At 44.9% G+C, this 26,583-nt stretch carries 23 protein-coding genes and 1 other RNA gene; 1 reads left to right on the top strand and 23 read right to left on the bottom strand.

The annotated features are described in order from the left end of the window. Positions 1–29: 29 nt before the first annotated feature. A complete protein-coding gene (ppiC, locus tag ACHUFM_RS08075; RefSeq protein ID WP_113875189.1) occupies positions 30–308 on the bottom strand; it encodes a peptidylprolyl isomerase PpiC in 279 nt (92 codons plus the stop codon). A 311-nt stretch (positions 309–619) separates the two neighbouring features. Between ppiC and ACHUFM_RS08070 the strand changes: the two genes are divergently transcribed. Further along, positions 620–1,417 (top strand): response regulator, encoded by a 798-nt coding sequence (locus ACHUFM_RS08070; protein WP_394181251.1) that lies wholly within the window; start codon positions 620–622, stop codon positions 1,415–1,417. A gap of 68 nt (positions 1,418–1,485) precedes the next feature. Here the strand turns inward: ACHUFM_RS08070 and mutT are convergent, their stop codons facing one another. The 22 genes from mutT to ACHUFM_RS07960 form a co-directional block, all read right to left on the bottom strand. Next, the gene (gene mutT, locus ACHUFM_RS08065; RefSeq protein ID WP_394181249.1) at positions 1,486–1,869 is read right to left on the bottom strand and encodes an 8-oxo-dGTP diphosphatase MutT; all 384 of its coding nucleotides are present in this window, start codon (positions 1,867–1,869) and stop codon (positions 1,486–1,488) included. Continuing rightward, the gene (gene argJ / locus ACHUFM_RS08060; RefSeq protein ID WP_394181247.1) at positions 1,869–3,089 is read right to left on the bottom strand and encodes a bifunctional glutamate N-acetyltransferase/amino-acid acetyltransferase ArgJ; all 1,221 of its coding nucleotides are present in this window, start codon (positions 3,087–3,089) and stop codon (positions 1,869–1,871) included. Before argJ ends, mutT begins: the two co-directional genes overlap by 1 nt. A gap of 16 nt (positions 3,090–3,105) precedes the next feature. Then, positions 3,106–5,817 carry a preprotein translocase subunit SecA gene (gene secA / locus ACHUFM_RS08055; protein ID WP_394181245.1) on the bottom strand — a complete coding sequence of 904 codons (2,712 nt, stop codon included), beginning with the start codon at positions 5,815–5,817 and terminating at the stop codon, positions 3,106–3,108. A 138-nt stretch (positions 5,818–5,955) separates the two neighbouring features. Continuing rightward, complete coding sequence (gene lpxC / locus ACHUFM_RS08050; protein WP_394181243.1) at positions 5,956–6,873, bottom strand: UDP-3-O-acyl-N-acetylglucosamine deacetylase; 918 nt, start codon at positions 6,871–6,873, stop codon at positions 5,956–5,958. Positions 6,874–6,977: 104 nt separating this feature from the next. Further along, positions 6,978–8,210, bottom strand: coding sequence for a cell division protein FtsZ (gene ftsZ, locus ACHUFM_RS08045; protein ID WP_394181241.1), 1,233 nt, complete (start codon positions 8,208–8,210; stop codon positions 6,978–6,980). A gap of 41 nt (positions 8,211–8,251) precedes the next feature. Further along, positions 8,252–9,526 carry a cell division protein FtsA gene (ftsA, locus tag ACHUFM_RS08040; RefSeq protein ID WP_394181239.1) on the bottom strand — a complete coding sequence of 425 codons (1,275 nt, stop codon included), beginning with the start codon at positions 9,524–9,526 and terminating at the stop codon, positions 8,252–8,254. A 73-nt stretch (positions 9,527–9,599) separates the two neighbouring features. Next, positions 9,600–10,280, bottom strand: coding sequence for a cell division protein FtsQ/DivIB (locus tag ACHUFM_RS08035; RefSeq protein WP_394181237.1), 681 nt, complete (start codon positions 10,278–10,280; stop codon positions 9,600–9,602). A 9-nt stretch (positions 10,281–10,289) separates the two neighbouring features. Next, positions 10,290–11,237, bottom strand: a complete 948-nt coding sequence (locus tag ACHUFM_RS08030) for a D-alanine--D-alanine ligase (RefSeq protein ID WP_394181235.1) — start codon at positions 11,235–11,237, stop codon at positions 10,290–10,292. Between the two features lies 1 nt (position 11,238). Next, positions 11,239–12,660, bottom strand: coding sequence for a UDP-N-acetylmuramate--L-alanine ligase (murC, locus tag ACHUFM_RS08025; RefSeq protein WP_394181234.1), 1,422 nt, complete (start codon positions 12,658–12,660; stop codon positions 11,239–11,241). Further along, positions 12,657–13,730, bottom strand: coding sequence for an undecaprenyldiphospho-muramoylpentapeptide beta-N-acetylglucosaminyltransferase (murG, locus tag ACHUFM_RS08020; RefSeq protein ID WP_394181232.1), 1,074 nt, complete (start codon positions 13,728–13,730; stop codon positions 12,657–12,659). The genes murC and murG overlap by 4 nt, the downstream gene beginning before the upstream one ends. Then, positions 13,727–14,914: a putative lipid II flippase FtsW gene (ftsW, locus tag ACHUFM_RS08015; protein WP_394181230.1), complete on the bottom strand. Its 1,188-nt coding sequence runs from the start codon at positions 14,912–14,914 to the stop codon at positions 13,727–13,729. Before ftsW ends, murG begins: the two co-directional genes overlap by 4 nt. After that, complete coding sequence (murD, locus tag ACHUFM_RS08010) at positions 14,911–16,257, bottom strand: UDP-N-acetylmuramoyl-L-alanine--D-glutamate ligase (protein ID WP_394181228.1); 1,347 nt, start codon at positions 16,255–16,257, stop codon at positions 14,911–14,913. The genes ftsW and murD overlap by 4 nt, the downstream gene beginning before the upstream one ends. Before the next feature lie 10 nt (positions 16,258–16,267). Beyond that, positions 16,268–17,350 (bottom strand): phospho-N-acetylmuramoyl-pentapeptide-transferase, encoded by a 1,083-nt coding sequence (mraY, locus tag ACHUFM_RS08005; RefSeq protein ID WP_394181226.1) that lies wholly within the window; start codon positions 17,348–17,350, stop codon positions 16,268–16,270. Positions 17,351–17,364: 14 nt separating this feature from the next. Next, on the bottom strand, positions 17,365–18,711 hold the full coding sequence (locus ACHUFM_RS08000; protein WP_394181224.1) for a UDP-N-acetylmuramoyl-tripeptide--D-alanyl-D-alanine ligase: 1,347 nt from the start codon (positions 18,709–18,711) through the stop codon (positions 17,365–17,367). After that, complete coding sequence (locus ACHUFM_RS07995; protein ID WP_394181222.1) at positions 18,701–20,167, bottom strand: UDP-N-acetylmuramoyl-L-alanyl-D-glutamate--2,6-diaminopimelate ligase; 1,467 nt, start codon at positions 20,165–20,167, stop codon at positions 18,701–18,703. Before ACHUFM_RS07995 ends, ACHUFM_RS08000 begins: the two co-directional genes overlap by 11 nt. A 4-nt stretch (positions 20,168–20,171) precedes the next feature. Next, positions 20,172–21,935, bottom strand: a complete 1,764-nt coding sequence (locus ACHUFM_RS07990) for a peptidoglycan D,D-transpeptidase FtsI family protein (protein WP_394181220.1) — start codon at positions 21,933–21,935, stop codon at positions 20,172–20,174. Further along, positions 21,932–22,210, bottom strand: a complete 279-nt coding sequence (gene ftsL, locus ACHUFM_RS07985) for a cell division protein FtsL (protein ID WP_063331386.1) — start codon at positions 22,208–22,210, stop codon at positions 21,932–21,934. Before ftsL ends, ACHUFM_RS07990 begins: the two co-directional genes overlap by 4 nt. Then, complete coding sequence (gene rsmH / locus ACHUFM_RS07980; protein ID WP_394181217.1) at positions 22,203–23,141, bottom strand: 16S rRNA (cytosine(1402)-N(4))-methyltransferase RsmH; 939 nt, start codon at positions 23,139–23,141, stop codon at positions 22,203–22,205. The genes ftsL and rsmH overlap by 8 nt, the downstream gene beginning before the upstream one ends. Then, complete coding sequence (mraZ, locus tag ACHUFM_RS07975; protein ID WP_394181215.1) at positions 23,138–23,593, bottom strand: division/cell wall cluster transcriptional repressor MraZ; 456 nt, start codon at positions 23,591–23,593, stop codon at positions 23,138–23,140. Before mraZ ends, rsmH begins: the two co-directional genes overlap by 4 nt. 317 nt (positions 23,594–23,910) lie before the next feature. Next, positions 23,911–24,258: RNase P RNA component class A (gene rnpB / locus ACHUFM_RS07970), an RNA gene on the bottom strand. 63 nt (positions 24,259–24,321) lie between these two features. Beyond that, positions 24,322–25,629, bottom strand: a complete 1,308-nt coding sequence (locus ACHUFM_RS07965; RefSeq protein ID WP_394181213.1) for a HAMP domain-containing sensor histidine kinase — start codon at positions 25,627–25,629, stop codon at positions 24,322–24,324. A 6-nt stretch (positions 25,630–25,635) separates the two neighbouring features. After that, positions 25,636–26,334, bottom strand: coding sequence for a response regulator transcription factor (locus ACHUFM_RS07960; RefSeq protein WP_063331389.1), 699 nt, complete (start codon positions 26,332–26,334; stop codon positions 25,636–25,638). Positions 26,335–26,583: the final 249 nt, after the last annotated feature.

The following is a 26,583-nucleotide window of genomic DNA, read 5'->3' as shown; positions in this document are numbered from 1 at the left end:
AAAGTAAATAAATGCTGAACGAAAACACCTTAATTTCGATACAGAACTTTAATCAAATGGAAACCAAATTGAGTCTTAACAGGCCCTTGAACCTTTAATAATGGCCCACCAAATACAGCCTTATCAAACGCAGGCACCATATCACCTTTGCGGAACTCACCGAGATCACCGCCTTTTTTTCCAGAAGGACAAGTCGAGAATTGCTTTGCCAGCTTATGAAAGTCCGCACCTTTATCTAATTTACTCTTGATAGAAGCCGCTTCTTCTTTCGTCTTAACCAAAATATGGCATGCACTCGCTGTCGGCATGAGAACCTCTAATTGTTTAATCTGCTAGATAAAATATTTTAACCCGATTAGTATAATAGAATTCCCTACTAGTCAGCACTAGTTGAATGAACTTTTGCGACATTATTAAATATAAAAATTAAGGAAGGTATGAACCAGTTTACTGGCTTCTAAGGTGTGGATACCTCTCTTTCTTTCAAGGCAAGTTTTGCAGCCAAGTATGAACCTATTGGCAAGCAACTTAACAAAGAATAAAGAAAGTTAAGATTACGCCATTTGAGTTTGCGCAAAAGACAGATTCATACCACCTTCTACAATGGGCAAGACAGTATATGAGCGCATACGCAGCAATTAGCGATTTATCTTTCCTTCTCGTTGAGCCTTCAGAGACTCAACGAAAGATTATAGGCAAAGCTTTAGAAGAAGCAGGCATCATTCAAATTGAATACGCCAGCAACATAGAAGAAACCATTTCTGCACTTGCTAACTTTCCACCTGATCTGGTTATCTCCTCCATGTATTTACCAGACGGCTCTGCCAACGAATTAATCGACCGTATACGCAGCAATCAAGCAACAGAAGAGCAATGCTTCATGCTCATCTCAAGTGAGAGTAATCGCGAATATTTAGAGCATCTAAAACAATCGGGCGTGCTGGCAATTCTACCCAAACCCTTCACTCAAAAAGACTTAAAGCGTGCGATTCACTCTACCCTCGACTTTATTGTTGAGGAAGAAATTGACCTTGAAATGTTTGACCCTAAAACATTAAAAGTTTTGGTCACAGATGATAGCTTAATGGCTCGCAAACACATCAGCAAAACCCTCAACACCATGGGGATTGAAGACATAGAGTTTGCCGAAAATGGCCGTCAAGCGATTGAACGATTGGGCGAGGAAGAATTTGATCTAATTGTTACCGACTACAACATGCCAGAAATGGATGGTCGCGAGCTAACCGATGCAGTAAGACAAAACCCAGACATCGCTCACATCCCCATTCTGATGGTGAGCTCAAATGCTGATGAAAGCCAGCTGTCCAATATCACCCAAGAAGGCGTTGATGCTATCTGCGGAAAACCATTTGAACCTGGCACCGTTAGACAACTGCTGGCGCAAATTCTAAATTAATCTCAACACATTACCGTGATAAAAAAAAGAGCTCAAATTGAGCTCTTTTTTTTATCACTTATGACCGCTTATTTTGATATCAAAGCCTCAACAATGGGCACATTTGCCTCAGGAAAAACAAACTTATTGAGTTGCGACAAGGAGACCCAACGAACCTCTTGACCTTCTTTACCATGAGGCTCACCGGAAAAACCAGTCACTTCATAAAAAACCAACTCAACTTGCTTATCACCATAATCATGAGCAATGGTTTCAAAATGCTCGCAAGTACTCACCTGAATACCACATTCCTCTTCAAGTTCACGCGACAATGCCAGCTCAACCGATTCGCCAGACTCAACCTTACCACCGGGAAACTCCCAAAGGCCGCCTTGATGTTTAGTTGAATCTCGCAATGCAATGAAAACTTGATCATTTCGCATAATCAAACCAACCGCTACTTTAACCAACATCAAGTACGATACTCAGCATTAATGGTGACATACTCATGGGAGAAGTCTGTCGTCCAAACAGTATCCGCTTGATCACCCATCCCCAAATCCACTCGAATATGAATGTCTTGTGGCGCCATGGCTTGCACACCATGCTCTTCTAAATAATCCGGTGAGCGACCACCATCACGGGCGATCTCAAAACCATTGATATGCAACTGGACATGATCCACATCCAAACCCTCAACGCCAGCACGACCCACCACAGCTAAAATACGTCCCCAGTTAGGATCAGAAGCAAATAAGGCTGTTTTCACCAAAGGTGAGTGGGCAATTTCAAACGCTGTTTTAGTCGCATCTTCAACTTGTTTCGCACCAACCACTTCGACTGTCACAAACTTAGTCGCCCCTTCACCATCGCGTACAATGGCATGAGCAAGCTCTTGCATCACTTCAGTGAAAGCAAACTCAAACGCTTGTGCTAATGGCGTATTCATCGAATCAATAACAGGATTACCCGCCATACCTGTAGCAATCGCTATACAAGAATCATTAGTAGACGTATCACTGTCGACCGTAATGCGATTAAAACTCTTATCGGTGATTTTCTTCAAGAGCTGCTGCAATAATTCAGGGGAAATCGCCACATCCGTACAAACATAACCCAACATAGTCGCCATGTTAGGACGAATCATGCCAGCCCCTTTCGAAATACCGCCAATTCGATATGTTTTACCAGCAACCTCAAACTCTCGACACGCTCCTTTAGGAAGGGTGTCAGTGGTCATAATACCTAGTCCAGCATTCACCCAATTCGCCGCCGATAAATTCGACAAGGCCGCAGGAATGGCCGCAATAATTTTATCTGCAGGCAATGGCTCACCAATGACACCAGTCGAAAACGGTAAGACAGACTCAACAGGCACACCGGTTTTCTCAGCTAAGGCCTGACAAGTCTTTAATGCATTATCAACACCCGACTTCCCCGTGCCAGCATTAGCATTACCCGTATTGATTAACAAATAACGTGCATTTGCCTGCGCTAAATGAGATCGGCAGATGCGAACTGGCGCCGCACAAAATGCATTTTGAGTAAAGACGCTCGCGACGCTCGCCCCTTCACACACCTCAAAAACCACAACATCTTTTTTGTTCGGTTTCTTAATACCTGCTTCCGCAACACCAATTCTTACCCCATCAATTTCAGGGATAGCGGGAAAATCCTGCAAGCCAACAGCCATTTATTTGTTACTCCAATTACACTAGTTTACCGTGACACTGTTTGTATTTTTTACCGGAACCACAAGGGCAAGGCTCATTACGACCCACTTTCGGTACATCTTGAGCCGTATTAGCATCAGCGTCAGCCGAGTCAGAAAGAGAATCAACAGAGTTGTGGACCATATTCATCTGCATTTTCGCTTCTTGTTCTTTTCGAGCCTGCTCAATCTTTTCAGCTTCATCAGCACTTTGTACCTTCACACGGGTAATAACTTGAATAACTTCAAATTTAATTTGCTCCATCAAACCCTGGAACAATTCAAAAGATTCGCGCTTATATTCTTGCTTAGGATTTTTCTGTGCATAGCCACGCAAGTGAATACCTTGTCTAAGCATATCCATCGTCTGCAAATGCTCTTTCCAAAGTGTGTCCAAAACCTGCAACAAAACTTGCTTTTCAAACGAACGGAATTGCTCAGCACCAGCTACTTCTTCTTTTGTTTGATAATCTTCAACAAAACAATCTAAGATTTTCTGACGCAATGGCTCTTCGTATAGTTTCTTATCTTCCTCAAGCCACTGAGATATTGGAATCGTCAAACCAAATTCATTACGAATTCTCTCTTCCAGACCAGCCACATCCCACATGTCAAAAATACTTTGCGGTGGAATGAACTCATCAATAACACCCATCACCACTTCTTCACGCATTGCAGCAATGGCTTCAGACAAGTCTTCAGAGACCATCATATCAAAGCGCTGACGATAAATTACTTGACGCTGATCGTTCGCAACATCATCGTATTCAAGCAACTGTTTACGAATATCAAAGTTACGACCTTCCACTTTGCGCTGAGCTTTCTCAATGGCATTTGAGACCATCTTATGCTCAATCGCTTCACCTTTTTCCATGCCCAAGGCCATCATCATTTTTTTGATGCGGTCAGACATGAAGATACGCATTAAGTTATCTTCAAGTGACAGGTAGAAACGTGAAGAGCCCACATCACCCTGACGTCCAGCACGACCACGCAATTGATTATCGATTCGACGAGATTCGTGACGCTCAGTACCGATAATATGCAAACCACCGGCTGCTAACACCGCATCATTACGACTCTGCCAATCCGCTTTCAGTGCGGCAATCTGTTCTTCTGATGCGGACTCACCAAGCTGATCCAATTCAACTTGTAAATTGCCACCCAATACAATATCGGTACCACGACCAGCCATGTTGGTAGCAATGGTCACCGCACCAGGGCGCCCCGCTTCTGCAACGATTTCCGCCTCGCGCTCATGCTGCTTCGCGTTCAAGACATTGTGCTTGACGTTTTTTTTGTTCAGATAATTCGACAGCAACTCCGAATACTCAATCGATGCGGTACCCACCAAAACTGGACGACCTTGTTTCACATTGTCTTCGATGTCAACAACAATGGCTTCAAACTTGTCTTGAGTAGACATGTAAATAAGGTCGTTAAAGTCCTTACGCTGAACCTGACGATTGGTCGGGATAACAATAACGCTTAAACCATAAATCTGCTGAAATTCAAAGGCCTCAGTATCCGCCGTCCCTGTCATACCAGACAATTTTTCATACAAACGGAAATAGTTCTGAAAAGTAGTCGATGCCAAGGTTTGACTCTCAGCTTGAATCGTCACCCCTTCCTTCGCCTCAACAGCCTGATGAATACCTTCAGACCAACGACGCCCAGCCATGGTTCGTCCCGTATGCTCATCCACGATGACAATTTGATCACCTTGAATCACATAATCAATGTTCTTTTTAAAGATGACATGCGCTTTCAAACAAGCATGAACATGATGCAGTAGGGCTAGATTACCGGCAGCATATAAACTTTCACCCTCCCCTAGCATTCCTTGCTCGACTAACCAAGCTTCTACAAAACTGTGACCTTCCTCAGTAAGCTCTATGCTGCGCTGAGATTCATCCAGAATGTAATGACCATCTTGACCTTCTTCGCCTTCATCCGCCTCGACATGGGGCTTCAACAAAGCCGCCAAAGCATTGATTTTACGATATTGTTCGGAACTATCTTCGACCGCACCTGAAATAATTAATGGCGTACGCGCCTCATCGATCAGAATAGAGTCAACTTCGTCTACCACTGAGAAATGTAAATCACGCTGTACTCGGTCTTCAAGACGGAAAACCATGTTGTCACGTAGGTAATCAAAACCAAATTCGTTGTTAGTACCATAAGTGATATCACATAGATAAGCGGCTTTTTTGTCATCTCGCTCTTGACCTGAAAAGACAACACCAACACTCATGTCTAAAAATTCATAAAGTGGCCTCATCCAATTAGCGTCACGCTTTGCCAAATAGTCATTGACGGTAACAACATGAACACCTTTTGAACTTAGTGCGTTGAGATACACAGCTAAGGTTGCTACCAGTGTTTTACCTTCACCAGTTCGCATTTCAGCAATACGGCCTTCATTCAGAACCATACCGCCAATCAACTGAACATCAAAATGACGCATACCCATGACACGACGACTACCCTCACGCACGGTTGCGAAGGCTTCTGGCAAAATGGATTCCAGTGACGCACCTTGCTGTATGCGTTCACGAAATTCACTTGTTTTGCCAGCCAAGTCATCATCCGTCAACGACTTAAAACTTTCTTCAAGTTGATTAATTTGCGCTACAACTTTTTTGTAACGTTTCACTTCTCGGTCATTCTTAGTACCGACGATTTTTTTAATTACAGTTCCTAACATCTCGAATTCAACGTAGCCAATTAGTAATAAATAGAGTCTATCACGGTAATGTGTGACAAAACATGAAATATCAAGGACCTAGACACAAAAAAACCAGACATATAGTCTGGTTTTTTAATTCCCGAGTTGATCACTTAATTAAGCACCAACGAAAGCAGGCTCAACGTATGACACAGGATTTTCTTGCGCTTCATCTTCAAATACAACGTATTCCCAAGCTTCTGGTTGCTCAAGAAGTGCTAATAAAAGCTTATTATTTAAACCATGACCTGATTTGTACGCTTTGTACTCACCAATCAAGCTATGCCCTAGAAGATAAAGATCACCGATCGCATCCAAAATTTTATGACGAACAAGCTCATCACGGTAACGCAGACCTTCTTCATTCAATACACGATAATCATCTAGTACAATGGCATTTTCCATGTTTGCACCACGAGCAAGATTATTCGTCTTGAAGTACTCGATGTCTTTCATGAAACCAAATGTGCGCGCACGGCTGATCTCTTTTACGAAAGTAGTGGTTGAAAAATCCAAAGACGTCGTTTGAACATCTTCACCAATAGCTGGATGCTCAAAATCAATCTTAAATGACAATCTAAAACCAGTATGCGGCTCAAGAGAAGCATACTTATCACCATCTTCGATGCGAATTGGCTTTTTAACACGAATGAATTTCTTCGGCGCATTTTGCGCTTCTAATCCTGCTGATTGCAGCAAGAAAACGAAAGGACTCGCACTACCATCCATTAATGGAATTTCGCTAGCGCTTACCTCTACATAAGCATTATCAACCCCTAGACCAGCCATAGCAGAAAGCAAATGCTCAACAGTACTAACCTCTACACCATTCTGCGACAAAGCAGTTGCAAAGTTTGTTGAGCCCACTAGGCGTGCATCCCCATGAATCTCGACCACTGGGTCTAGATCCGTACGAACAAATACGATGCCGGTATTTACAGGGGCAGGTTTCAGTGTCAAATACACTTTCTCGCCAGAGTGCAGACCAACGCCAGTTGCTCGAATAATGTTCTTAAGTGTGTGTTGGCGTACCATTCTATTCCTACATTTTTATGACTGGATACATTTGTTTACAAATATATCAATAACTCATTTTTTATACAATCCAACATTTTGATTTTGCATCATTTTTGCTCAAATTAATCAGCTTGACGACGCAAAAATGCTGGAATGTCCAAATACGATAATTTATCGCCGCCTGAATTCGCATTTGAATCAGAAGATTCAGTCGATTCATCCAGACTTTTCTCTACCGCTTCCACCTTCACACTTGGAGAAGGCGTTGACACTGACTGAACTGTTTCGTGAGGAGTAACAACTTCTTTCTCAATAGTAGGCTCAGCTTTAGTCATAACTGGTTGAGAGACAACAGATTCGCCAACAGCAGACTTCATTTCAACTGCATTTCGACCCTCTAAACCAGTGGCCACCACTGTAACTCGCATCTCATCACCCACACTCGGGTCAATCGCACAGCCAATTACAACAGTTGCATCTTCCGATGCATATTCTTCAATGATGCCACCCACCTCGGTAAACTCTGACAAACCAACTTCTTCGTTTGCTGTAATGTTCACCAGCACGCCTCGCGCACCTTTTAGGTTGATGTCTTCCAATAATGGGTTATGAATCGCCGCCTCAGCTGCTACTCTTGCTCGATCTTCACCTGAAGCAGAGCCTGTCCCCATCATTGCCATACCCATTTCTGACATCACAGTTCTTACGTCAGCAAAGTCGACGTTAATAAGACCTGGACGCATAATAAGGTCGGTAATACCTTGCACTGCGTTAAACAAAACATTGTTTGCTTCACCGAACGCTTTCAACAAAGAAATGTTCTTTCCTAATACAGGCAACAAACGTTCGTTTGGCACCGTAATTAATGAATCGACATTTTCTCGTAATTCTTTAACACCTTCTTCAGCTACTTTTGCACGGCGACGCCCTTCAAAAGGGAATGGCTTAGTCACAACCGCGACTGTTAAGATCCCTAATTCACGCGCAACCTTAGCAATGACGGGGGCTGCACCAGTACCTGTACCACCACCCATGCCTGCGGTGATGAACACCATGTCAGCACCAGTCAATAACTGAGTAATTCGTTCTTGATCTTCCAAAGCAGAGTCACGCCCTACCTCTGGATTAGCACCTGCACCCAAACCTTTGGTAATGGTTGAGCCAAGTTGTAATGAAATTCCTGTGTCAAACCCCACAAGGGCTTTAGAATCTGTGTTGGCACAAATAAACTCAACACCTTCTAATTGATTTTCAAGCATGTGACGAACAGCATTACCGCCACCACCGCCTACACCTACAACTTTAATTACTGCGTTGTCGGTCAAACTATCTTCGGCCATATCAAAGACATTCATGGGCTTACTCGCTCCTCAAAAAAATTCGCTATCAATTTTGGTTAGATATAACTTTGAAACCAATGTTTCAACTTCTGCCAAGCTTTCGTTGCACTGAAAGATGGCTTGGTTTCATTTTTCGGAGCCAAAATTGATGCATCACGTTTAGTTTGCGTCTTAGACATCATCCCTTTAGCGATTTCGGCTACATCAGCCTCTTTACTACCATAAGCCAATAATCCAACACTGGTTGAATATATTGGGTTATCGACAATATCTGACATTCCTTTAGTACAATCTGGTACAGACAACCTCACCGGCATTTGAAAAACTTTCTCTGCCAAGTCTGCTGCACCTTCCATGAGCGACGTACCACCAGTAATCACAATACCTGCAGGGATACGCTCGGCGTAACCACTGCGTCTTAATTCATCCAGAATTAAATTGTAAATTTCTTCGTATCTTGCCTCTACCACTTCCGTTAACGCATGACGTGTAATAGATCGAGGTTGACGATCCCCAACACTGGGCACCTGCAACACTTGATCAGTCGACGCCATAGAAGACATAGCGCAAGCATACTTCACCTTAATTTCTTCAGCATGCTGTGTCGGAGTTCTCAAGGCCATTGAGATATCATTGGTTACTTGATCTCCTGCTACAGGCACGACAGCAGTATGATGCAGAGCACCATCGATCCAAACTGCAATATCTGAAGTGCCGGCACCAATATCAATCAGGCAAACACCTAACTCTTTTTCATCCTCGCTCAATGACGAATCACTGGACGCCAACTGAGACAGGATGACACCATCTACGCCCAAACCACATCGCTTAATGCATTTCTCAACATTCATCACCGCGTTGACCGCACCAGTAATCAAATGAACATTGGCCTCTAATCTCACACCCGACATACCAAGTGGGTCTTTAATCCCCTCCTGAGAGTCAATGTGATATTCTTGCGGCAGAATATGCAGTACTCGCTGGTCCGATGAAATAGGCACAGCTTGCGCTGCATCTATCACACGTTCAATATCTTCCGTTTGAACCTCTCCATCCTTCACCGCAACTATGCCGTGAGAATTAAGACTTCGGATGTGGCTGCCTGCCACACTGACGTAAACCGAATGAATATTACAGCCAGCCATCAACTCCGCTTCTTCAACGGCTCGCTGAATAGACTGGACTGTTGACTCAATATTAATGACAACGCCGCGTTTCATTCCTTTAGAACTATGAGAGCCAATACCGACAATTTCCAAACTACCATCAGCTAGCACTTCGCCAACCAAACAGATAACTTTCGATGTGCCTACATCTAGACCGACTATCATTTCACCTTCCCGGTATTATGTGCGTTGTAATCCGGACCATTTGCTGTTTAAAAAAGCAACAAATGGGCCAAAATCAATTTTTTTTCTTCCAGCCCACCGCAACCCCATGAGGGTAACGCGCATCGACCGAAGTAATTTGTTCTATTCTACCTGATAAATCGCTTTTATACACGGCTATAAAGCGCTGTAATCGCTCTAAAATATCATCTCGACCCAGCTTAACGACTAAGCCGTTGCTAAAAACAATCTGCCAAGCCCCCCTAGGCTCCAAAGTGAGTCTCGCAATCCGCAATGACGTCGATGCTAACACCTGGCTAATAAGACCAAACTGCTCCAATACAACGTCACTTGAATCCACCGGACCATACAAAATAGGCAGCGGCAAATCCGGCAACACACGAGGAGAAATCACAACGGCCGAAGCGGAAATAATTTGCCCATCGCGCCAGTATGCAAGAGGGACGTATTCGTGCACAATCACCTGCAAGGTATTTGGCCAAACTTTACGAACCTCTGCCTTTTCCACCCATGGTGATGACAAAACCACAGCCAAGGCCTCTTTCACCGACAACCCAAGCAAACTTTGCCCCAATAGCGGCGAGAACTCTTGCTGAAGTTCTACTTGCGAAGTATTTTGCAAATTCCCTTGTATATCTATTTTTTCAATTGCAAACCAAGTATCTGGGGAATCTTCCCCTTGAAAACTTGCCACCACAATCAAAAGTATCGCCCCAATGAACGCTGCCAGCCTCATCAATGTTATTTACCTTGCTTGAGACCAAGCCTGCTGAGCGATTTTCTCCACCAAGGCTGCATAATCTAATCCAACATGCGCTGCTGCCATCGGCACAAGGCTATGAGACGTCATACCAGGCGCCGTATTTACTTCCAGCACCCAAAACTGCCCCTGCTGATCTCGCATCACATCGACACGCCCCCAGCCACGGCAACCTAACGATCGATACGCTTCCAAAGACAAGCGCTTTAACTCAGTTTCATCACCCTCACTCAAACCACAAGGCAAAAGGTATTGTGTATCATCTGCTAGGTATTTTGCCTCATAGTCATAAAGCTTATGATCCTCTGAGGGCTGCAAACCAATCGGCGGATAGGCTTCGTCATCAATGATGGTGATGGTAAATTCCGGCCCGTTAACAAACTCCTCAACCAACACATCCGAATCGTATTCTAGGGCCTGCAGCAAAGCGGCCTCCAGCTCTTCTTCATTGGCAACCTTATTAATTCCAATAGTAGACCCTTCACGAGACGGCTTAACGATCAAAGGATAAGACATTGTTTGCTCAATCTCAGCAACACTTGCCGCTCCGGAAAAAGACAAATACGCTGGCGTTGGAATGCCTAAACCACGCCAGAATCGCTTAGTAAGCACTTTATCCATAGCGAAACCGCAGGCCAACGGAGAGCTGCCTGTATAAGGTTTCCCCATCATTTCCAATAATGCTTGAACGCGACCATCCTCACCTTCACCACCATGTAAGGCAATAAAGGCTAAATCAAACTCGATAGATTGTAATTGGGCAATAGGGTCCGCTGATTGCTCTGCACCATATAGATCCACATCAACTACTTGGTAGCCTTTAGAACGCAACGCCTTAGACACCATAGTGCCACTTTCTAAAGACACTTCACGTTCTGCAGAACGACCACCATAAATCACAGCGATCACTGAATCTTGCAACGCTTTCAACATATCAAATCCCATCCACAGACAATTTTTTCGACACCGATCCGATATCACCAGCACCTTGTGTGATGAGCAAATCCCCTTCACGAAGCACATTACTCAAAATGGCGCGCAAATCCGATTCACCACCTACATGGATTGGATCGACAGTGCCGCGCTGACGAATGCTACCGCATAAAGAACGACTGTCCGCACCATTGATCGGTTGCTCACCTGCCGCATAAACATCCAGCAACAACAAAACATCCACTTGCGATAACACGCGAACAAAATCCTCATACAAATCACGGGTACGAGAGAATCGATGTGGTTGATACACCATCACTAGACGCTTCTCAGGCCAGCCTTCACGAATGGCTTTGATCGTCGCCAACACCTCACTTGGATGATGACCATAATCATCCACAAACATGACCTCTGAACCATTACCAAGCACCAAAGGTTGTTGCTCTTGAAAACGCCGACCAACCCCTTCAAACCCCATCAAGCCAGCTTGAATAGCCGCAGCGTCTACACCTAAGTCTGTAGCGACTGCAATTGTCGACAAAGCATTCAGCACATTGTGACGACCCGGCATCGGCAAACGTATCTTCAATGGCTCACCTTCAGGGCGATGTGCCATAAACTCACAATAACGCCCCGTCTGCTTGATATCCGTCGCGTAAAAATCGGCTTCTTGCTCAATGCCGTAGGTCAAGACTGGACGGCTCAGAGCAGGTAGTATCTCACGGACATTCGCATCATCCACACACATCACCGCCAAACCATAGAAAGGCAGGTTATGAACAAACTCTACAAAAGTGTGCTTTACCTTCTCAAAATCACCTTGATAGGTATCCATGTGGTCTTCATCAATATTGGTGACAATCACCGTTTGAGGCTGCAAATGTAAAAAAGACGCATCACTCTCATCCGCTTCTGCCACCAAATAAGAACTACTACCAAGCTGAGCATTAGTACCAGCACTGGTTAATCGACCACCAATCACAAAAGTGGGTGTCTCACCTGTGGCCGCCAACACCGACGCCATCAAACTGGTTGTCGTCGTTTTACCGTGCGTACCGGCAACGGCAATACCATGTCGGTAACGCATCAGCTCAGCAAGCATCTCAGCTCGTCGGACAATTGGAATACGATGCTCTTTACCCCAAATGATCTCTGGATTTGCTTCATTAATTGCAGTGGACACCACAATCACATGAGCATCATGAACATTTTCTTCCATGTGCCCTATGTATATTTTAATTCCTAACTCCGCTAAACGATCCGTCGTAGAAGACGCTTTAAGATCAGAGCCAGATACGTGATACCCTTGGTTATGCAGCACTTCTGCAATACCACACATCCCCACACCGCCAATACCAATAAAGTGAATATTTTGGATTCGACGCATGGTCGGGATATCGTATTGAGCTTTGTTTTCTATCATGATTTAACTAACCTTAAGCAATGTGCAACCACATCTTGTGTTGCACTCGGATGAGCAACCAACTTCGCCTGCTCACCCATTTTCAATAATGTTTCTTCACTTTCTAGCAACCCCGCCAGCATCGAAATAACTTTTTCACTGCTGAGCTCAGGCTGTGGCAACAAATACGCCCCGCCGACTTTCTCAAGATGACGAGCATTCTCTGTTTGATGGTCATCAATGGCAAAAGGATATGGCACCAATATCGAAGGCAAACCAGCTACTGCCAGCTCACTGACCGTCATCGCACCAGCCCGGCACAATACCACATCCGCCCAATAATACGCTTGATTCATATTCTCTAAGTAAGCATCAACACGCGCTTCCACCTTTAGAACGTCATATAAGGCTTGCACTTCTTGGTGATTACGCTTTCCAGTTTGATGCCATACATCCAGCCGCTGAGAAAAAGGCCATTCTGCAAGCACTTTAGGGATCACATCATTAATTGCCTTTGCCCCTAAACTCCCCCCAACGACCAATAATCTTAACGGCCTTGCCGTCTCCAAACGAGATGAGCGCACCACCTGTTGCAAAATATCACGGCGAATGGGGTTACCTAACGTTAACGCGTTAGGCAAAGCACCTGAAAACGCCTGCATTTTTAACCTAGCGATTCTGGCTAAGAGCTTGTTCGTCGTGCCAGCTACCGCATTCTGCTCATGAATTGCCAAAGGAATACCAAGCAATTTCGCAGCAACGCCGCCAGGCCCAGCAACAAAGCCACCCATACCCAACACCACATCAGGTTTTATAGATTGTAAAACAGCGACTGCCTGACCTATGGCATGAAGAATACGAAACGGTGCAGCGGCAAGACCCAACACACCTTTACCACGCACTCCTTTAATAGACAGCGTATGAAGTGGAATATCGTGTTGCGGCACAATGGACTCCTCCATACCCCCTTTCGATCCCAACCAATGCACCTCTAGACCTTTTTCCCTAAAATCATGCGCACAAGCTAAGGCAGGATAAATATGACCACCTGTACCGCCAGCCATGATGACGACTTTTTTTACCTTACTCATCGCTCACTCTCTTTATCCATATTGGCACTCGAGTCTGACCATTGAGCCCGACGATTTTCAACATCTACACGGGCCACCACAAACAAACTGGCCAGCGTAATAATTAAACTACTGCCACCAAAACTAATCAGCGGCAAGGTCAACCCCTTCGTTGGCAAAAAGCCCGTATTCACCCCAATATTAATAATCACCTGCGCCAAAATAAGAATGGCAAAACCAAAGCACATATAGGCAGCAAAAGGCCGATCAAGAGACATTGCACGATAACCAATCTTAAACGCACGACTTACCATCAAACCAAACAACAGAATTAACAGCAAACCGCCAACCATGCCGGTTTCTTCAACCCAGATCGAAAACACAAAATCCGTATGAGCTTCTGGTAAATAAGATAACTTCTGCACACTGTTCCCTAACCCAAGGCCAAACCATTCACCGCGCCCATAAGCAATTAATGCCTGACTTAATTGGTAGCCCTCATTAAACGGATCGGCCCACGGGTCAATAAAGTTCATTAGACGCTTCAGACGGTAACTCTCTGATATGGCCACGACCCCAAGCATACAAACCGCTGCGGCCAACAAAAGTAAGAATTGATAAAGGGGCGCACCACCAAGAAACAGCAACACCATCACCGTGCCCAACAACACAACGGAAGCCCCAAAATCCGGCTCAAAAAGCAAAAACAACAGAAAAATACTACACAGACAGAGAGGTAGAACGAACCCAACCCAACCTTCACGAACTCGATCGGCGCGACGCACTAAGTAACCAGAGACATACACCACCATACACACTTTGGCGACTTCCGAAGCTTGCAAGTTAAAGACAACTAGATTGATCCAGCGACGACTCCCGTTAACACTCTTACCTATGCCAGGTACTAACACTAGGATCAATAAAATCAGAGACAACCCCATCATTAGGATGCCCCATTTTTGCAATTGAGCAGTGGGCAACGACAACATCACCGCACCAAACATTAAACCAAGTAAAAGATAAAGAGACTGCCTTACCATAAAGAAATACGGATGACCGTGAATGCTTTCGGAGATGGAAATAGAGGCACTTGACACCATCACCAAACCCAACGCCAATATAGCCAGGACAGACGCCAAAAACCAAGCATCCACACGAATAAATTCGCGCAGAGATACCCGATCAAACAGAGTTAACCAAGTCATAGCTGATTAACCAAATCAACAAAATGCTGACCACGCTGCTCAAAGTTCTTATACATATCCAAACTCGAACAGGCAGGTGAAAACAAGACAATGTCACCAGGCTGAGCCAGCTGAGAAGACGCCGAAACCATATCATCAAGCGTATCAAAGCGAGACAATTCAACTCCTTCAGGTACAATTTCAGCAATGCGGTGAGCATCTTTACCAAACAGATAAAGATGACGAACATACGCCAGCATGGGCTTAGCAAGATCCTTGAATTCAGCCCCTTTACCATCACCACCCGCTAACAATAAAATATTCTTCTGATTGCTTCCCAAACCTTGCAAGGCCGCTAAGGTCGCACCGACGTTCGTACCTTTAGAATCATTAATGTAAGTCACACCCTGATGCTCACGTATTGTTTCACAGCGATGAGCCAAGCCACCAAATTCCGCCAGCACCGCGGCAATTTTCGGCGATGTCACGTCCACTTTTAGCAATTCCAACATAGCCAAACAAGCCAATACATTGGCATGATTATGCGAACCTTTTAAAGCGATTTGAGAAGTATGATACAAACGCTCAACACCACGACACAGCCATGCACCGGATTCATCCGGCAATAAACCAAATTCTTTCAGGTCTGGGCTCTTAGTAGTAAAGGCTCGAACCGGTACACCTTCTGCGAGTAAAGGCGCGGTCAGAATATCTTGTTTATTACAGACGGCCGCTTTACAACCGCGATAGACTCTTTGCTTGGCCCTTTGATAAGAATATAAATCGTCATAACGATCCATATGATCTTCTGAGACATTCAACAAACAAGCGACATCCGCTTGCAAAGCATGGGTAGTTTCAAGCTGAAAGCTGGACAACTCCAACACATAGAAATCCACATCTGGCGCCAGTAAATCCAGTGCAGGCAACCCCAAGTTACCGCCAGCAATGGCTTTATGGCCCACTGCCTGTAACAGTAAAGCCAGCAAACTGGTTACCGTACTTTTCGCATTAGAACCTGTAATGGCAATAAAAGGTGCGTTGGCGTAATCGCAAAACAAATCGATATCGCCACGCATAGAGACGCCCTGCTCAGCTAGCCGCTGTAAAACAGGGGTTTTAAGGGCGATGCCCGGACTCACAAACAACTCGGTGACACCTAAGGTTTCTAATACCTCCAGCGAACCAGTAAAAATCCGCTCAGGTGGACAAAACGCCTTTATATCCTCTAAGCCTGGTGGCTGTTCTCTTGAATCGACCACATAAAAGTCCAAGCCTTTACTCGCCAAAAAGCGCGCGCAAGACAAGCCTGTCGCTCCCAAGCCGACAACGGCTCTAACCCGATCTGACCCGATCAACGACATGACAACTCTCCTAACGTACTTTCAGCGTAGCCAAACCAACCAATACCAAACACACGGTAATGATCCAGAAACGCACAATAACTTTTGGTTCAGCCCAGCCTTTCAATTCAAAGTGATGATGAATTGGCGCCATTCTGAAAATACGACGCTTGGTCAACTTATAAGATGCCACTTGCAAAATAACCGACACGGTCTCCATCACGAATACGCCACCCATGATAAATAGCACCAACTCCTGCCGCACGATAACAGCAATCACACCTAAGGCGGCACCAAGGGCAAGTGAGCCCACATCACCCATGAAAATTTGTGCAGGATAAGTGTTGAACCATAAAAAGCCTAAGCCCGCTCCAGCCAAAGCCGCACAAAACACCAGCAACTCCCCTGTTCCTTGAACATAGGGAATCAACAAGTATTCAGAAAATTGACTGTTACCAGTCAAATAAGCAAAAATACCCAAGGCGCCACCAACCAACACAGTCGGTAGAATTGCCAGCCCATCAAGACCATCTGTCAGGTTAACCGCATTACTGGTGCCCACGATGACAAAGTAGGTCAGCACCACAAAGAAAATACCAAGCGGTATCACGATGTCTTTAAACAATGGCACGATCAACGATGTCTCAGCTGGCGTCGTTGCTGTCAGATACAAAAATATCGCCGCCGCCAAACCAAAAAAACTTTGCCAAAAATACTTCCACTTCGCTGGCAAGCCTCTCGGGTTTTTCTCGACGACTTTACGATAATCGTCCACCCAACCAATAGCTCCGAAACTTAGCATCACCAAGAGCACCAACCAGACATAATGGTTGGTTAAATCGCCCCACAGAAGCGTACTGACCGAAATAGAGAAAATAATCAACGCGCCCCCCATGGTAGGAGTGCCCGCTTTAGATAAATGGGTCTGTGGACCATCATCGCGAATCGCCTGACCAATTTGCAGACGTTGCAACATAACAATCACTTTATTACCAATTAGCAACGAAATAACCAGTGCCGTCAGCACACCCAAAATGGCGCGCAGTGACAGATAATTAAATACGGTAAAAAAGGTGTGGTACTTACTTAAATAGGTCGTTAGAAGAAGTAACATCGTTCAAGAACATCCTAATCTTTTAATCTTTCTATAATTTTTTCCATCTTAGCCGAGCGTGAGCCCTTCACTAAAATAGCATGGTTTTCATTTAGCTCTTGTACTACAACAGCCGCTTCTTCATGATTATCACAAAAATATACGCTCCCACCTTGCCGCCTAAACACCTCTCCAGCAATCGCTGCTAAAGACCCTAAACAGACCAAGTGAGTAATCCCTTTGGTTTTTGCATACTCTCCCAGTTCTGCATGAAATTCATTTTGGCGCTCGCCAAGTTCCCCTAAACCGCCCAACACCAACCAAGTAGATTGAGCAGACTGCATTGTTAAGACATCAATTGCCGCTTTAACTGAAGTGGGGTTGGCATTGTAACAATCATTGATCAACAGAGCCCCTTTTTTTGTTTTTAAGCGTTCCATCCTGCCTGCCACTTGAATTGGTTGCGACAGTTTCTCTACGGCCTTCACAAAAGTGAAGCCCATTGACAACAGCGCTAACACCATCGCCATACCGTTGGCAATTTGATGGCGACCCGGGCTTGCAATCAACACTGGCAAAGATTCACCCTGATAACAGAATATGGCTCGACTACTATCTGCGCTTAATTCAATGTCTTTCGCATACAAATCCGCTTGCTCAGTAAAACCAAAAGAAAGCACCTTTCTTTGGTCTGCTAAGCCGCACCAATAACCAAAAAAACCGTCATCCGAGTTTAAAATTACCGTTGCGCTTTGCGCCGCCCCAGTAATCAAACACCCCTTCTCTTTCGCAATACCTTCCAGCGAGCCCAAACCTTCAAAATGACTGCCACTGGCATTGGTTAAAATCACCACATCCGGCACCGCAATTCGAGCTAGATTGGCAATTTCCCCCGGGTAATTTGTACCCGCCTCAATGACCGCCACTTGATGGTCTGACTGCAATTCCAACAATGTCTGCGGCAAACCAATTTGATTATTTAAATTCGCGCGTGTTTTTAACACATTTCGACCGCTAAGGGATTGCGCTAACCAATCTTTTACAGTGGTTTTACCATTACTTCCGGTAATGCATATCACCGGACCAGTAAAGGCCTGACGTATCAAATTGGCAATACGGCCATACGCCTCTAAAGTATTAGCCACTTTCACATGACAAACACCGTCCAACTCAACCTCACTCAACACCGCAACGGCACCAGCAGACATAGCCTGATCAATAAAATCATGCCCATCAAAGCGCTCACCACGCAAAGCCACAAACAAACAGCCCGGAACAATGCGTCGGGTGTCCGTCACTATACTACTGAGTGATTGGTCGTCTCCCACCAACTCACCATTACAAGCAAGGGCGACATCACTAAGAGACAAATTAACCAACATAATCTTCTAACACCCTACAAGCTTCTTCTTTATCGTCAAAATGGTGCTTAATGCCATCAATATCTTGATAAGCCTCATGCCCTTTACCTGCTATTAAAATAACATCATTCGGACTGGCTGACATCACGACCTCTTGTATCGCCAGACGGCGATCTGCCTGCAGGTGATAACTGGCGTGAGCGTCGGTGTTTGCCAATACATCTGAAAAAATCTGCTCAACCGATTCCGTTCTTGGATTATCTGATGTTAGCCATACTGCATCCGCATTCGCCATCGCAGCCGACATCATCAGCGGTCGTTTACCACGATCTCGATCCCCACCACACCCAAAAACACAAATCAAACGTCCTGCCACATGCTCTCTAATCGCTTTTAAAGCACTCTCTAAAGCGTCTGAGGTATGAGCGAAATCGACCACAACCAATGGCGCCCCTGATACTTCCACTTTATCCATTCGACCAGGCGCGCCCTTTAGCTTTGACAAACAAGCAATAAGATCAGCCTTATTGCTTGCCGAAGACCACAAACAGGCCACAGCAGCCAAAGCATTTTGTACATTAAAACGCCCTAGCAAAGGGAGAAACACCTCTGTCTCTCCCTCTGGGTGACACAAAATAAAACGACATCCGGTCGGCTCTAACGTCAATTCCTTGGTGTAAAAATCAGCCTGCGGATTGGCCTCACTATAATAAAAGCAATTAGCATTAATGGCTGGCTGAGTCATAAAACCAACGTACCCATCATCCAAGCAAAACACGGCCTCTTCCACACAAGGGAACGCAAACAGTTTTTGTTTGGCTGCCGCATAAGACGCCATATCGCCATGATAATCCAGATGATCACGAGTCAAATTAGAAAACACGGCCGTCTGAAAAGGCACACCATTGATTCGACCTTGATCCAGTGCATGAGAAGAAGCTTCAAAAGCCACATAATCAACACCCTGCTGAGTCAGTGACATCAAGGTTTGATGCAACGTTAAAATATCTGGCGTCGTTTGATCCGCTGTTCGCAACTGCCCCAATGGGCCAATTCCAAAGGTTCCAACCAAACCGCTTTTATACCCCATCATCTCGGCAAGCTGCGCGGCATAAAAACAAATGGATGACTTCCCGTTTGTGCCAGTGACCGCCATCATCTTGCTTGGCATATGGCCAAAGTATTGATGCAAACACATCACTAACAACTCAGCAGGATCAGCGACGGCAATCAGCTCTATGTCATTACGCTCAACTTTTATTCCAGTCGGTACAATGGCAATTTGACAACCTAGAGCAACCACATTATCCAGGTAGTCCCAGCCATTAGAACCAACACCAGCAAGCGCAAAGAAAACCCCGTTCGCATCGAGCTTTCGACTGTCGATTTCTAAGTGGGTATATAAAGCAGAACGCGGGCTACTCTTTTCAGAATAGCCCGCTAAATTTAATAATTCTCGATGTGATATAACCGGCATATTGCTAGCCTCCTTGCGCTACTTGATAAGGAAGTTTCTTCGTCTTCAATCTTACCTCCCTTAACCCCTCTGGCAAATCTGGATAAATATTTAATGTTGTCAACGCACCTTCCATCACCCGAGAAAATACTGGAGCAGCAACTTCACCACCATAATACTCTCGACCTTTAGGGTCATTCACCATAACCACCATCGCTAAGCGTGGATCAGAGGCTGGCGCGACGCCAGCAAACAAAGCAATATATTGATCGTACTCATACCCTTTCGAGCCGACCTTATGCACGGTACCTGTTTTACCTGCCACCCGGTAACCCGGGATCTGAGCAGCACGACCCGAACCACGCTGAACCACAGCTTCCATCATTTTCACCACATCCTTGGCAACTTGATGAGGTATGACTTGTTTACCTTCCGCCGGCACATCTTGTTTAAAAATAGTAACAGGCACACGGTAACCGCCATTTGCCAAGGCCATGTAGGCTTGCGCTAATTGCAATGTCGATACAGATAAACCATAACCATACGACAAAGTCGCAATTTCTGAAGGGTGCCACTTTGGATGCGAAGGCAAAACACCGGACGCCTCTCCAGGGAAACCAATGCCAACTGGTGAACCAATCCCTAATTCATAATCCATATTCCACACCGCATCTTGCGGCAAGGACAAGGCAATCTTAGACGCACCAACATTACTCGATTTAATCAATAGCTTCTCAAAATCGATGACACCGTAATTAGCCGCATCACGAATAGTGAAACGTCCAAAACGCAAATACCCCGGAGAAGTATTAATGGTTGTTTCCGTGGAATATTGACCTGACATCAAGGCGGCCGATATCGTAAAGGGCTTCATCGTTGAGCCTGGCTCAAATAAGTCAATGACTGCTCTGTTTCGAAGATCTTCATACTCTAATTTGGTTCTGTCATTTGGGTTATAAGATGGCTGATTCACCATCGCTAAAATCTCCCCGGTTTTGACATCCAAAATCACCGCAGAAGCTGACGTTGCTCTATGCTCATTGACCGCCGCTTTAAGCTCACGGTAGGCCAAATACTGCAACCTCAGATCGATGCTTAACTCAATATTTTCACCCGGGCGCTCATTTTTTTCCGCACCAATTCCGCGGATAATATTACCCGACAGATCTTTCACATAACTACGCTGACCCGGTTGACCTTGCAATGCACCATCATAGGCTAGCTCAATGCCTTCTTGGCCTTTGTCATCAATATTGGTAAAACCCACCACATGTGAAGCCACTTCACCAGCAGGATAGAAACGCTTATATTCTTTTGTTTTGCTAACTCCAACCACCTTCGCCGCCATGATGGCATCCGCTTCTTGCGGTGGAATCTGACGACGTAAATACATAAAAGAGCGATTTTTGTTGGCTTCAAACTTTTCTTGTAACCAAGCTCGACCTACACCCATTACTTCAGCAAGTCGCTTAATCTCTTGTTCAGGCCCCACACCAACAGTGGGATCACTGGACATTTTCCATAACGCTCTAGGGTTGGCAATAATAGTCCAAGTAGGCGTACTAACCGCCAAAGGCTCGCCCCGACGATCCAATATCATTCCCCTCGTCGCCGGTATGGATTCCGTTCTTACTGCTCGAATTTCACCTTGATTCTGTAAAAAGGCTTTATCGACAACGGTTAAATAAAACAAACGCCCAGCCGCAACCAGAAACAATACAAAAGCGACACCGTACACAAAACGTAAGCGCCACTTTCCAATATGTTGAGAGCTCTCTACAGTTTTCATGGTTTCACTATTATTAGTTCGTCTTGAGATGGCGCGTGCATGTTTAAATCCTTAATGGCCGTCTGTTCTAATCGACTGGGCTGAGTTAAAGCGCTTTGTTCCAAAAGCAACTGCCCCCACTTCACTTCAAAATCTACTTCTTCTTGCTTAAGCTTCTGCAAATACGAAAAGTCTTGCCGAAACTCATAAACCTGAACAACCACGGCCATAGAGACCAAAGTCAGAACCACCACACCGGATAAATAAATCCACGGCGTGAATCTGGACTTAATCACTCACCCTCTCCAGCACTCTCAACACCGCACTTCGTGAACGCACGTTGTCGCCTACTTCATTTTTGGAGGGCTTAATGGCTTTACCAATCGTTTTAAATTTGATGTCTAAATGCGCATTTTGGATCGGCAAATGACGAGGCAACTCCGGCCCTTTTGCTTTTAATTTCATAAAACGCTTAACAATACGATCTTCAAGGGAATGGAAACTGATTACGACCAAACGACCACCCACTTTTAGCGCATCGACTGCGGCTTCCAAGCCTTTCTCTAAATCCCCAAGTTCATTATTGATATGAATGCGAATTCCCTGAAAAGCTCGCGTCGCTGGATTTTTACCTTTCTCCCAGGCTGGATTAGCTTCTGCGACAATTTTTGCCAACTGTAATGTGGTGACAATCGGCGTATGAGAACGGTATTCACAAATCGCTTTGGCAATACGACGAGAAAAGCGCTCTTCCCCGTATTGATACATCACATCAGCAAGGTCTTTTTCGTCAACACGGGCAATCCACTCTGCGGCACTCAACCCTTCATTTGGGTTCATACGCATGTCCAAAGGACCATCATTCATGAAACTAAAGCCACGTTCAGCATCATCTAACTGAGGCGAGGAGACCCCTAAATCCATCATGACACCATCCACCTTGGTATCACCAAACACGTCGGGGATGCGCTCAGACATATTGGCAAAACTGTCTTGAACAATGCTAAAACGAGTGTCTTCCGCCGCTAACTCACGACCAAATTCAATGGCCACTGGATCTTTATCGAACCCCAGCATACGACCGTCTTTGAGTCGGCTGAGAACCAAACGCGTGTGACCACCTCGGCCAAAAGTACCATCGACATAGTCACCATTTTCATTGGTGACCAACATATCGACGGATTCATTTAGCATCACACTGATGTGTTCGTGTTCGGCATTCGTCATAAAGAAATATCCATCATGGTTTCTGTCTGTAAGTCCTCAAGTGCATCTTGGGACAAGTAATCTTCTCTTTGTGCTTCCCACTCTTCTTGGCTCCAGATCTCGAGCTTTTTACCCTGCCCAAGAATGGTCAGCTTTTTATCTAATCGAGCAAACTCTCGTAATGGCGCTGGCAACAAAATACGCCCAGCCTTATCCACCTCTAAATCCGTTGCATGACCGACTAATAAACGCTGTAAGCGTCGAGCTTGTGGTTGAAAAGTAGGCAACCTATCTAATTTCTGTTGAATCACTTCCCACTCAGACAAGGGATAAAGCAACAAACAACGAGAAACAGGATCAATGGTGACAACCACACCCTCTTCCTCGTATTGGCTAAGTTCATCGCGCAGGCGAGCAGGAAGCGACATACGCCCCTTTGCATCCACACTGACTTGATGAATCCCTCTAAACACAATTATATCCCACTTATCGACACTTTCTCCCACAATTTAACACCATTCAACCCAAATAGTAAAAAAATATTGATTAAAAAATGAAAAAATGCCGAAACCCAGACGCAACAACGCCTTCAAGCCATAAAGAAAGTGGTGAGAAAATGCATTTATGGAAGCAAAAAAGACTTTAAAAACAAGAATAAAGGAGAAACATGGGAAAACATCCCAAATTACCCATCAAAAAAATCTAAAAAAGGGTAAAAAGTGGGAAACAAGGATTTATCAAAAGGAGATATTTAAAAAAGGAATCAACACAGAACAAAAAGAAAAGAGAAAAAGCAAGTTGGCCGATAAGCCGGGTTCTGTCGTGGACAGTCATTCATCTAATCCGTACATCACTGCACGTCTCTAGCAACCTACCCGAACTCAGCGCGGGTCACGCCAAAGAGTTCCTATTTGGTCTTGCTTCAAGTGGGGTTTACCATGCCACGAACTGTTACCAGTCGCGCGGTGCGCTCTTACCGCACCATTTCAACCTTACCGGCAGTAAACTGCTTAGGCGGTATATTTTCTGCTGCACTTTCCGTAGGCTCACGCCCCCCAGGCGTTACCTGGCACTTTACCCTGCGAAGCCCGGACTTTCCTCCCCTCATAACATGAGCGGCGACTGCCTGGCCAACTTGCGACGCGCATATTACGTTTCTCACCACAGAATAACAAGGCATTTTGACAAATTAGATAAGTTTCTATTTCATCGGCAGACAAAAACAAACTTCCAAACCACCTTCAGAGCGATTTCGAGCCGTAATTCGACCTTTGTGAGCTCGAATAATTCGCTGGGAAATGGTTAGCCCTACCCCAAAACCACCACTATTCGCCTCACGCGCCTCAGAAGAGCGATAAAAAGCATGGAATATTTTCTCCAACTTCTCATCATCGACTCCAGGACCGTTGTCCCGTACATAAATAAAAGCCTCACCCGCTTTTTCTTCTGTCACAACCTCAATGACCCCACCATCACCCGCATAAAAACAGGCATTACGTAGCACATTCTCAATGGCATGACGAAGCTGTAAAGGATCACCAAACAAGGTTTTAGGCAGTCGGCCTGTTTTAAAAACAGAAATACCTTTAAGCTGACTTTCGAAACTGACATCCGCCACAATTTCATCCAGCCAAGCCTGCAAATCCATAGGCTCTTTCACTAGAGCTGCGGCCTCTAAACGACTTAATGTCAGCACTTGACCAATCAGCTCATCCAATTCATGCAATTCAGTTCGTATACGACACAAATAATTTTTTTGAGCCTCCATACCGTGCTTGTCTTCAGCAATGGTTAAGGCCACCTCAATTCGAGCCAAAGGCGTTCGCAACTCATGAGATACATCCCGCATCAAACGCTCTTTTGAGGACAGCAGCGTTTCGATCCGTTCAGCCATCTCATTAAACTCTCGCGCCAATTTACCAACCGCATCACTTCGACGAGCCATCTTACGCTCAACCCGAGCCGACATATCACCACGACCAAACGACCTAGCGACGCGCTGCAATTTCAGCAAAGGACCTAGCAGCCAATACGCCAACACACCACTCGACACTAGCAAGCCCAACAATGAAAAACCAACAACAGCCTCAGGGGCCAAAGAGTTAATCTCTGGATTTGGCTTAAAAATCAGCAAATACTGGACATTGTTACCACCAATCACCTGAATAAACTGACTATGCAGAAAATCTGCTGACGGCTGACCATTTTCGCCCGCCGAATTTTGCTCCCGAAAATTACGTGGCAAGGCTTTCAGTAAAGGTCGACCATTTTCTTGATACAGATAGATAGATCCAGACAAACGCTTCTCTGCTTTTTTTGTTTCCTCCTCTAAGGATTCGACACCGAATTGCTCATAACTTGAAACCAACTGAACACCGACATCGCCCAAAAGATCAGCGGAAACTTGATTTTGCTTCTGAATAAAATGCACCATCCCCAAACCAATACTTACCACGATAATATTGGAGAGAAGCACCACCAGAAACACACGCAAAAAAGTGTTTTTCATGAATAACTATGCGCCCTGATCGTTTGAAACAAAAATATAACCCACACCTCGAACCGTTTTAATACGAGGGTCACCATTTTCTAAATTTCCTATTTTTTTACGCAAGTTACTAATATGCATATCCAAACTACGGTCATACATAGTCAATTTTCGCCCCAGTGCTTTTTCAGACAATTCTTGTTTCGTTAACACTTGCCCCGGCGCCATTAACATACATTCTAATAAGGTATATTCAGAGGTGGTTAATTCAACCAACTCACCTTCTAAATACACAGTACGATCTTTACGACGTAATAAAACACCCGCTAGCTCAATATCAGCGGTAGGATCATCTTCTCTTTCTTGACTAGCGCGACGTAAAATAGCCTTAATACGAGCCAACAATTCACGAGGATTAAAGGGCTTAGACAGGTAATCATCCGCACCCATTTCCAATCCCAAAATTCGATCAATATCATCGCCTTTAGCGGTCAACATAATGACAGGGACTGAGCTTTTGTTGCGAATTTGCTTAAGGGTCTCAAAGCCGTCCAGTTCAGGCATCATGACATCAAGAATCACAATATCCGGCATATCATTCGCCATTAATTCAAGTGCTTCTCGACCATTCCAAGCATGCACTACTTCATAACCTTCGCCGTCAAAATATTCCTTTATTAAATCTGATAAGCGCGCATCATCATCCGCAAGCAATAACTTCATCATAACTAATATCCTCTTCCTCTATTCTTTATTATGTCGGCGTTTTTATGCCATCAATTCAATTGTAAAGATTACCTTAGAGGGAGTCCCACTCGCGCCCCTCTTTTCACTCTATTTACAAAGAATGCTAATAAGTTGAACGAACCTATTTAGAGAAACAAAAAAGCCGCAAAACTGAACTGACCCCCAATAGTTGGACATTCCAATTACTGGGGGTCTTTTTATGTCCAAATATCACAGAGAATTTAAACT

Origin of the sequence: Marinomonas posidonica (assembly GCF_043643765.1) — a bacterium.
GTDB lineage: Bacteria > Pseudomonadota > Gammaproteobacteria > Pseudomonadales > Marinomonadaceae > Marinomonas > Marinomonas posidonica_A.
This window is presented reverse-complemented; position numbering and strand designations above follow the sequence as displayed.

Coding starts and splice junctions, on each gene's coding strand:
- ACHUFM_RS07995 (WP_394181222.1), bottom strand. CDS start 20,167: ATGCCGGTTATATCACATCGAGAATTATTAAATTTAGCGGGCTATTCT.
- ACHUFM_RS07990 (WP_394181220.1), bottom strand. CDS start 21,935: ATGAAAACTGTAGAGAGCTCTCAACATATTGGAAAGTGGCGCTTACGT.
- ACHUFM_RS08035 (WP_394181237.1), bottom strand. CDS start 10,280: ATGAGGCTGGCAGCGTTCATTGGGGCGATACTTTTGATTGTGGTGGCA.
- ftsZ (WP_394181241.1), bottom strand. CDS start 8,210: ATGAATGTCTTTGATATGGCCGAAGATAGTTTGACCGACAACGCAGTA.
- ACHUFM_RS07965 (WP_394181213.1), bottom strand. CDS start 25,629: ATGAAAAACACTTTTTTGCGTGTGTTTCTGGTGGTGCTTCTCTCCAAT.
- ftsA (WP_394181239.1), bottom strand. CDS start 9,526: ATGATAGTCGGTCTAGATGTAGGCACATCGAAAGTTATCTGTTTGGTT.
- ACHUFM_RS08070 (WP_394181251.1), top strand. CDS start 620: ATGAGCGCATACGCAGCAATTAGCGATTTATCTTTCCTTCTCGTTGAG.
- murG (WP_394181232.1), bottom strand. CDS start 13,730: ATGAGTAAGGTAAAAAAAGTCGTCATCATGGCTGGCGGTACAGGTGGT.
- ACHUFM_RS08030 (WP_394181235.1), bottom strand. CDS start 11,237: ATGTTGAAAGCGTTGCAAGATTCAGTGATCGCTGTGATTTATGGTGGT.
- ppiC (WP_113875189.1), bottom strand. CDS start 308: ATGCCGACAGCGAGTGCATGCCATATTTTGGTTAAGACGAAAGAAGAA.
- secA (WP_394181245.1), bottom strand. CDS start 5,817: ATGTTAGGAACTGTAATTAAAAAAATCGTCGGTACTAAGAATGACCGA.
- mutT (WP_394181249.1), bottom strand. CDS start 1,869: ATGTTGGTTAAAGTAGCGGTTGGTTTGATTATGCGAAATGATCAAGTT.
- ACHUFM_RS07960 (WP_063331389.1), bottom strand. CDS start 26,334: ATGATGAAGTTATTGCTTGCGGATGATGATGCGCGCTTATCAGATTTA.
- lpxC (WP_394181243.1), bottom strand. CDS start 6,873: ATGGTACGCCAACACACACTTAAGAACATTATTCGAGCAACTGGCGTT.
- rsmH (WP_394181217.1), bottom strand. CDS start 23,141: ATGACGAATGCCGAACACGAACACATCAGTGTGATGCTAAATGAATCC.
- ftsW (WP_394181230.1), bottom strand. CDS start 14,914: ATGACTTGGTTAACTCTGTTTGATCGGGTATCTCTGCGCGAATTTATT.
- argJ (WP_394181247.1), bottom strand. CDS start 3,089: ATGGCTGTTGGCTTGCAGGATTTTCCCGCTATCCCTGAAATTGATGGG.
- murD (WP_394181228.1), bottom strand. CDS start 16,257: ATGTCGTTGATCGGGTCAGATCGGGTTAGAGCCGTTGTCGGCTTGGGA.
- ACHUFM_RS08000 (WP_394181224.1), bottom strand. CDS start 18,711: ATGTTGGTTAATTTGTCTCTTAGTGATGTCGCCCTTGCTTGTAATGGT.
- murC (WP_394181234.1), bottom strand. CDS start 12,660: ATGATAGAAAACAAAGCTCAATACGATATCCCGACCATGCGTCGAATC.
- mraY (WP_394181226.1), bottom strand. CDS start 17,350: ATGTTACTTCTTCTAACGACCTATTTAAGTAAGTACCACACCTTTTTT.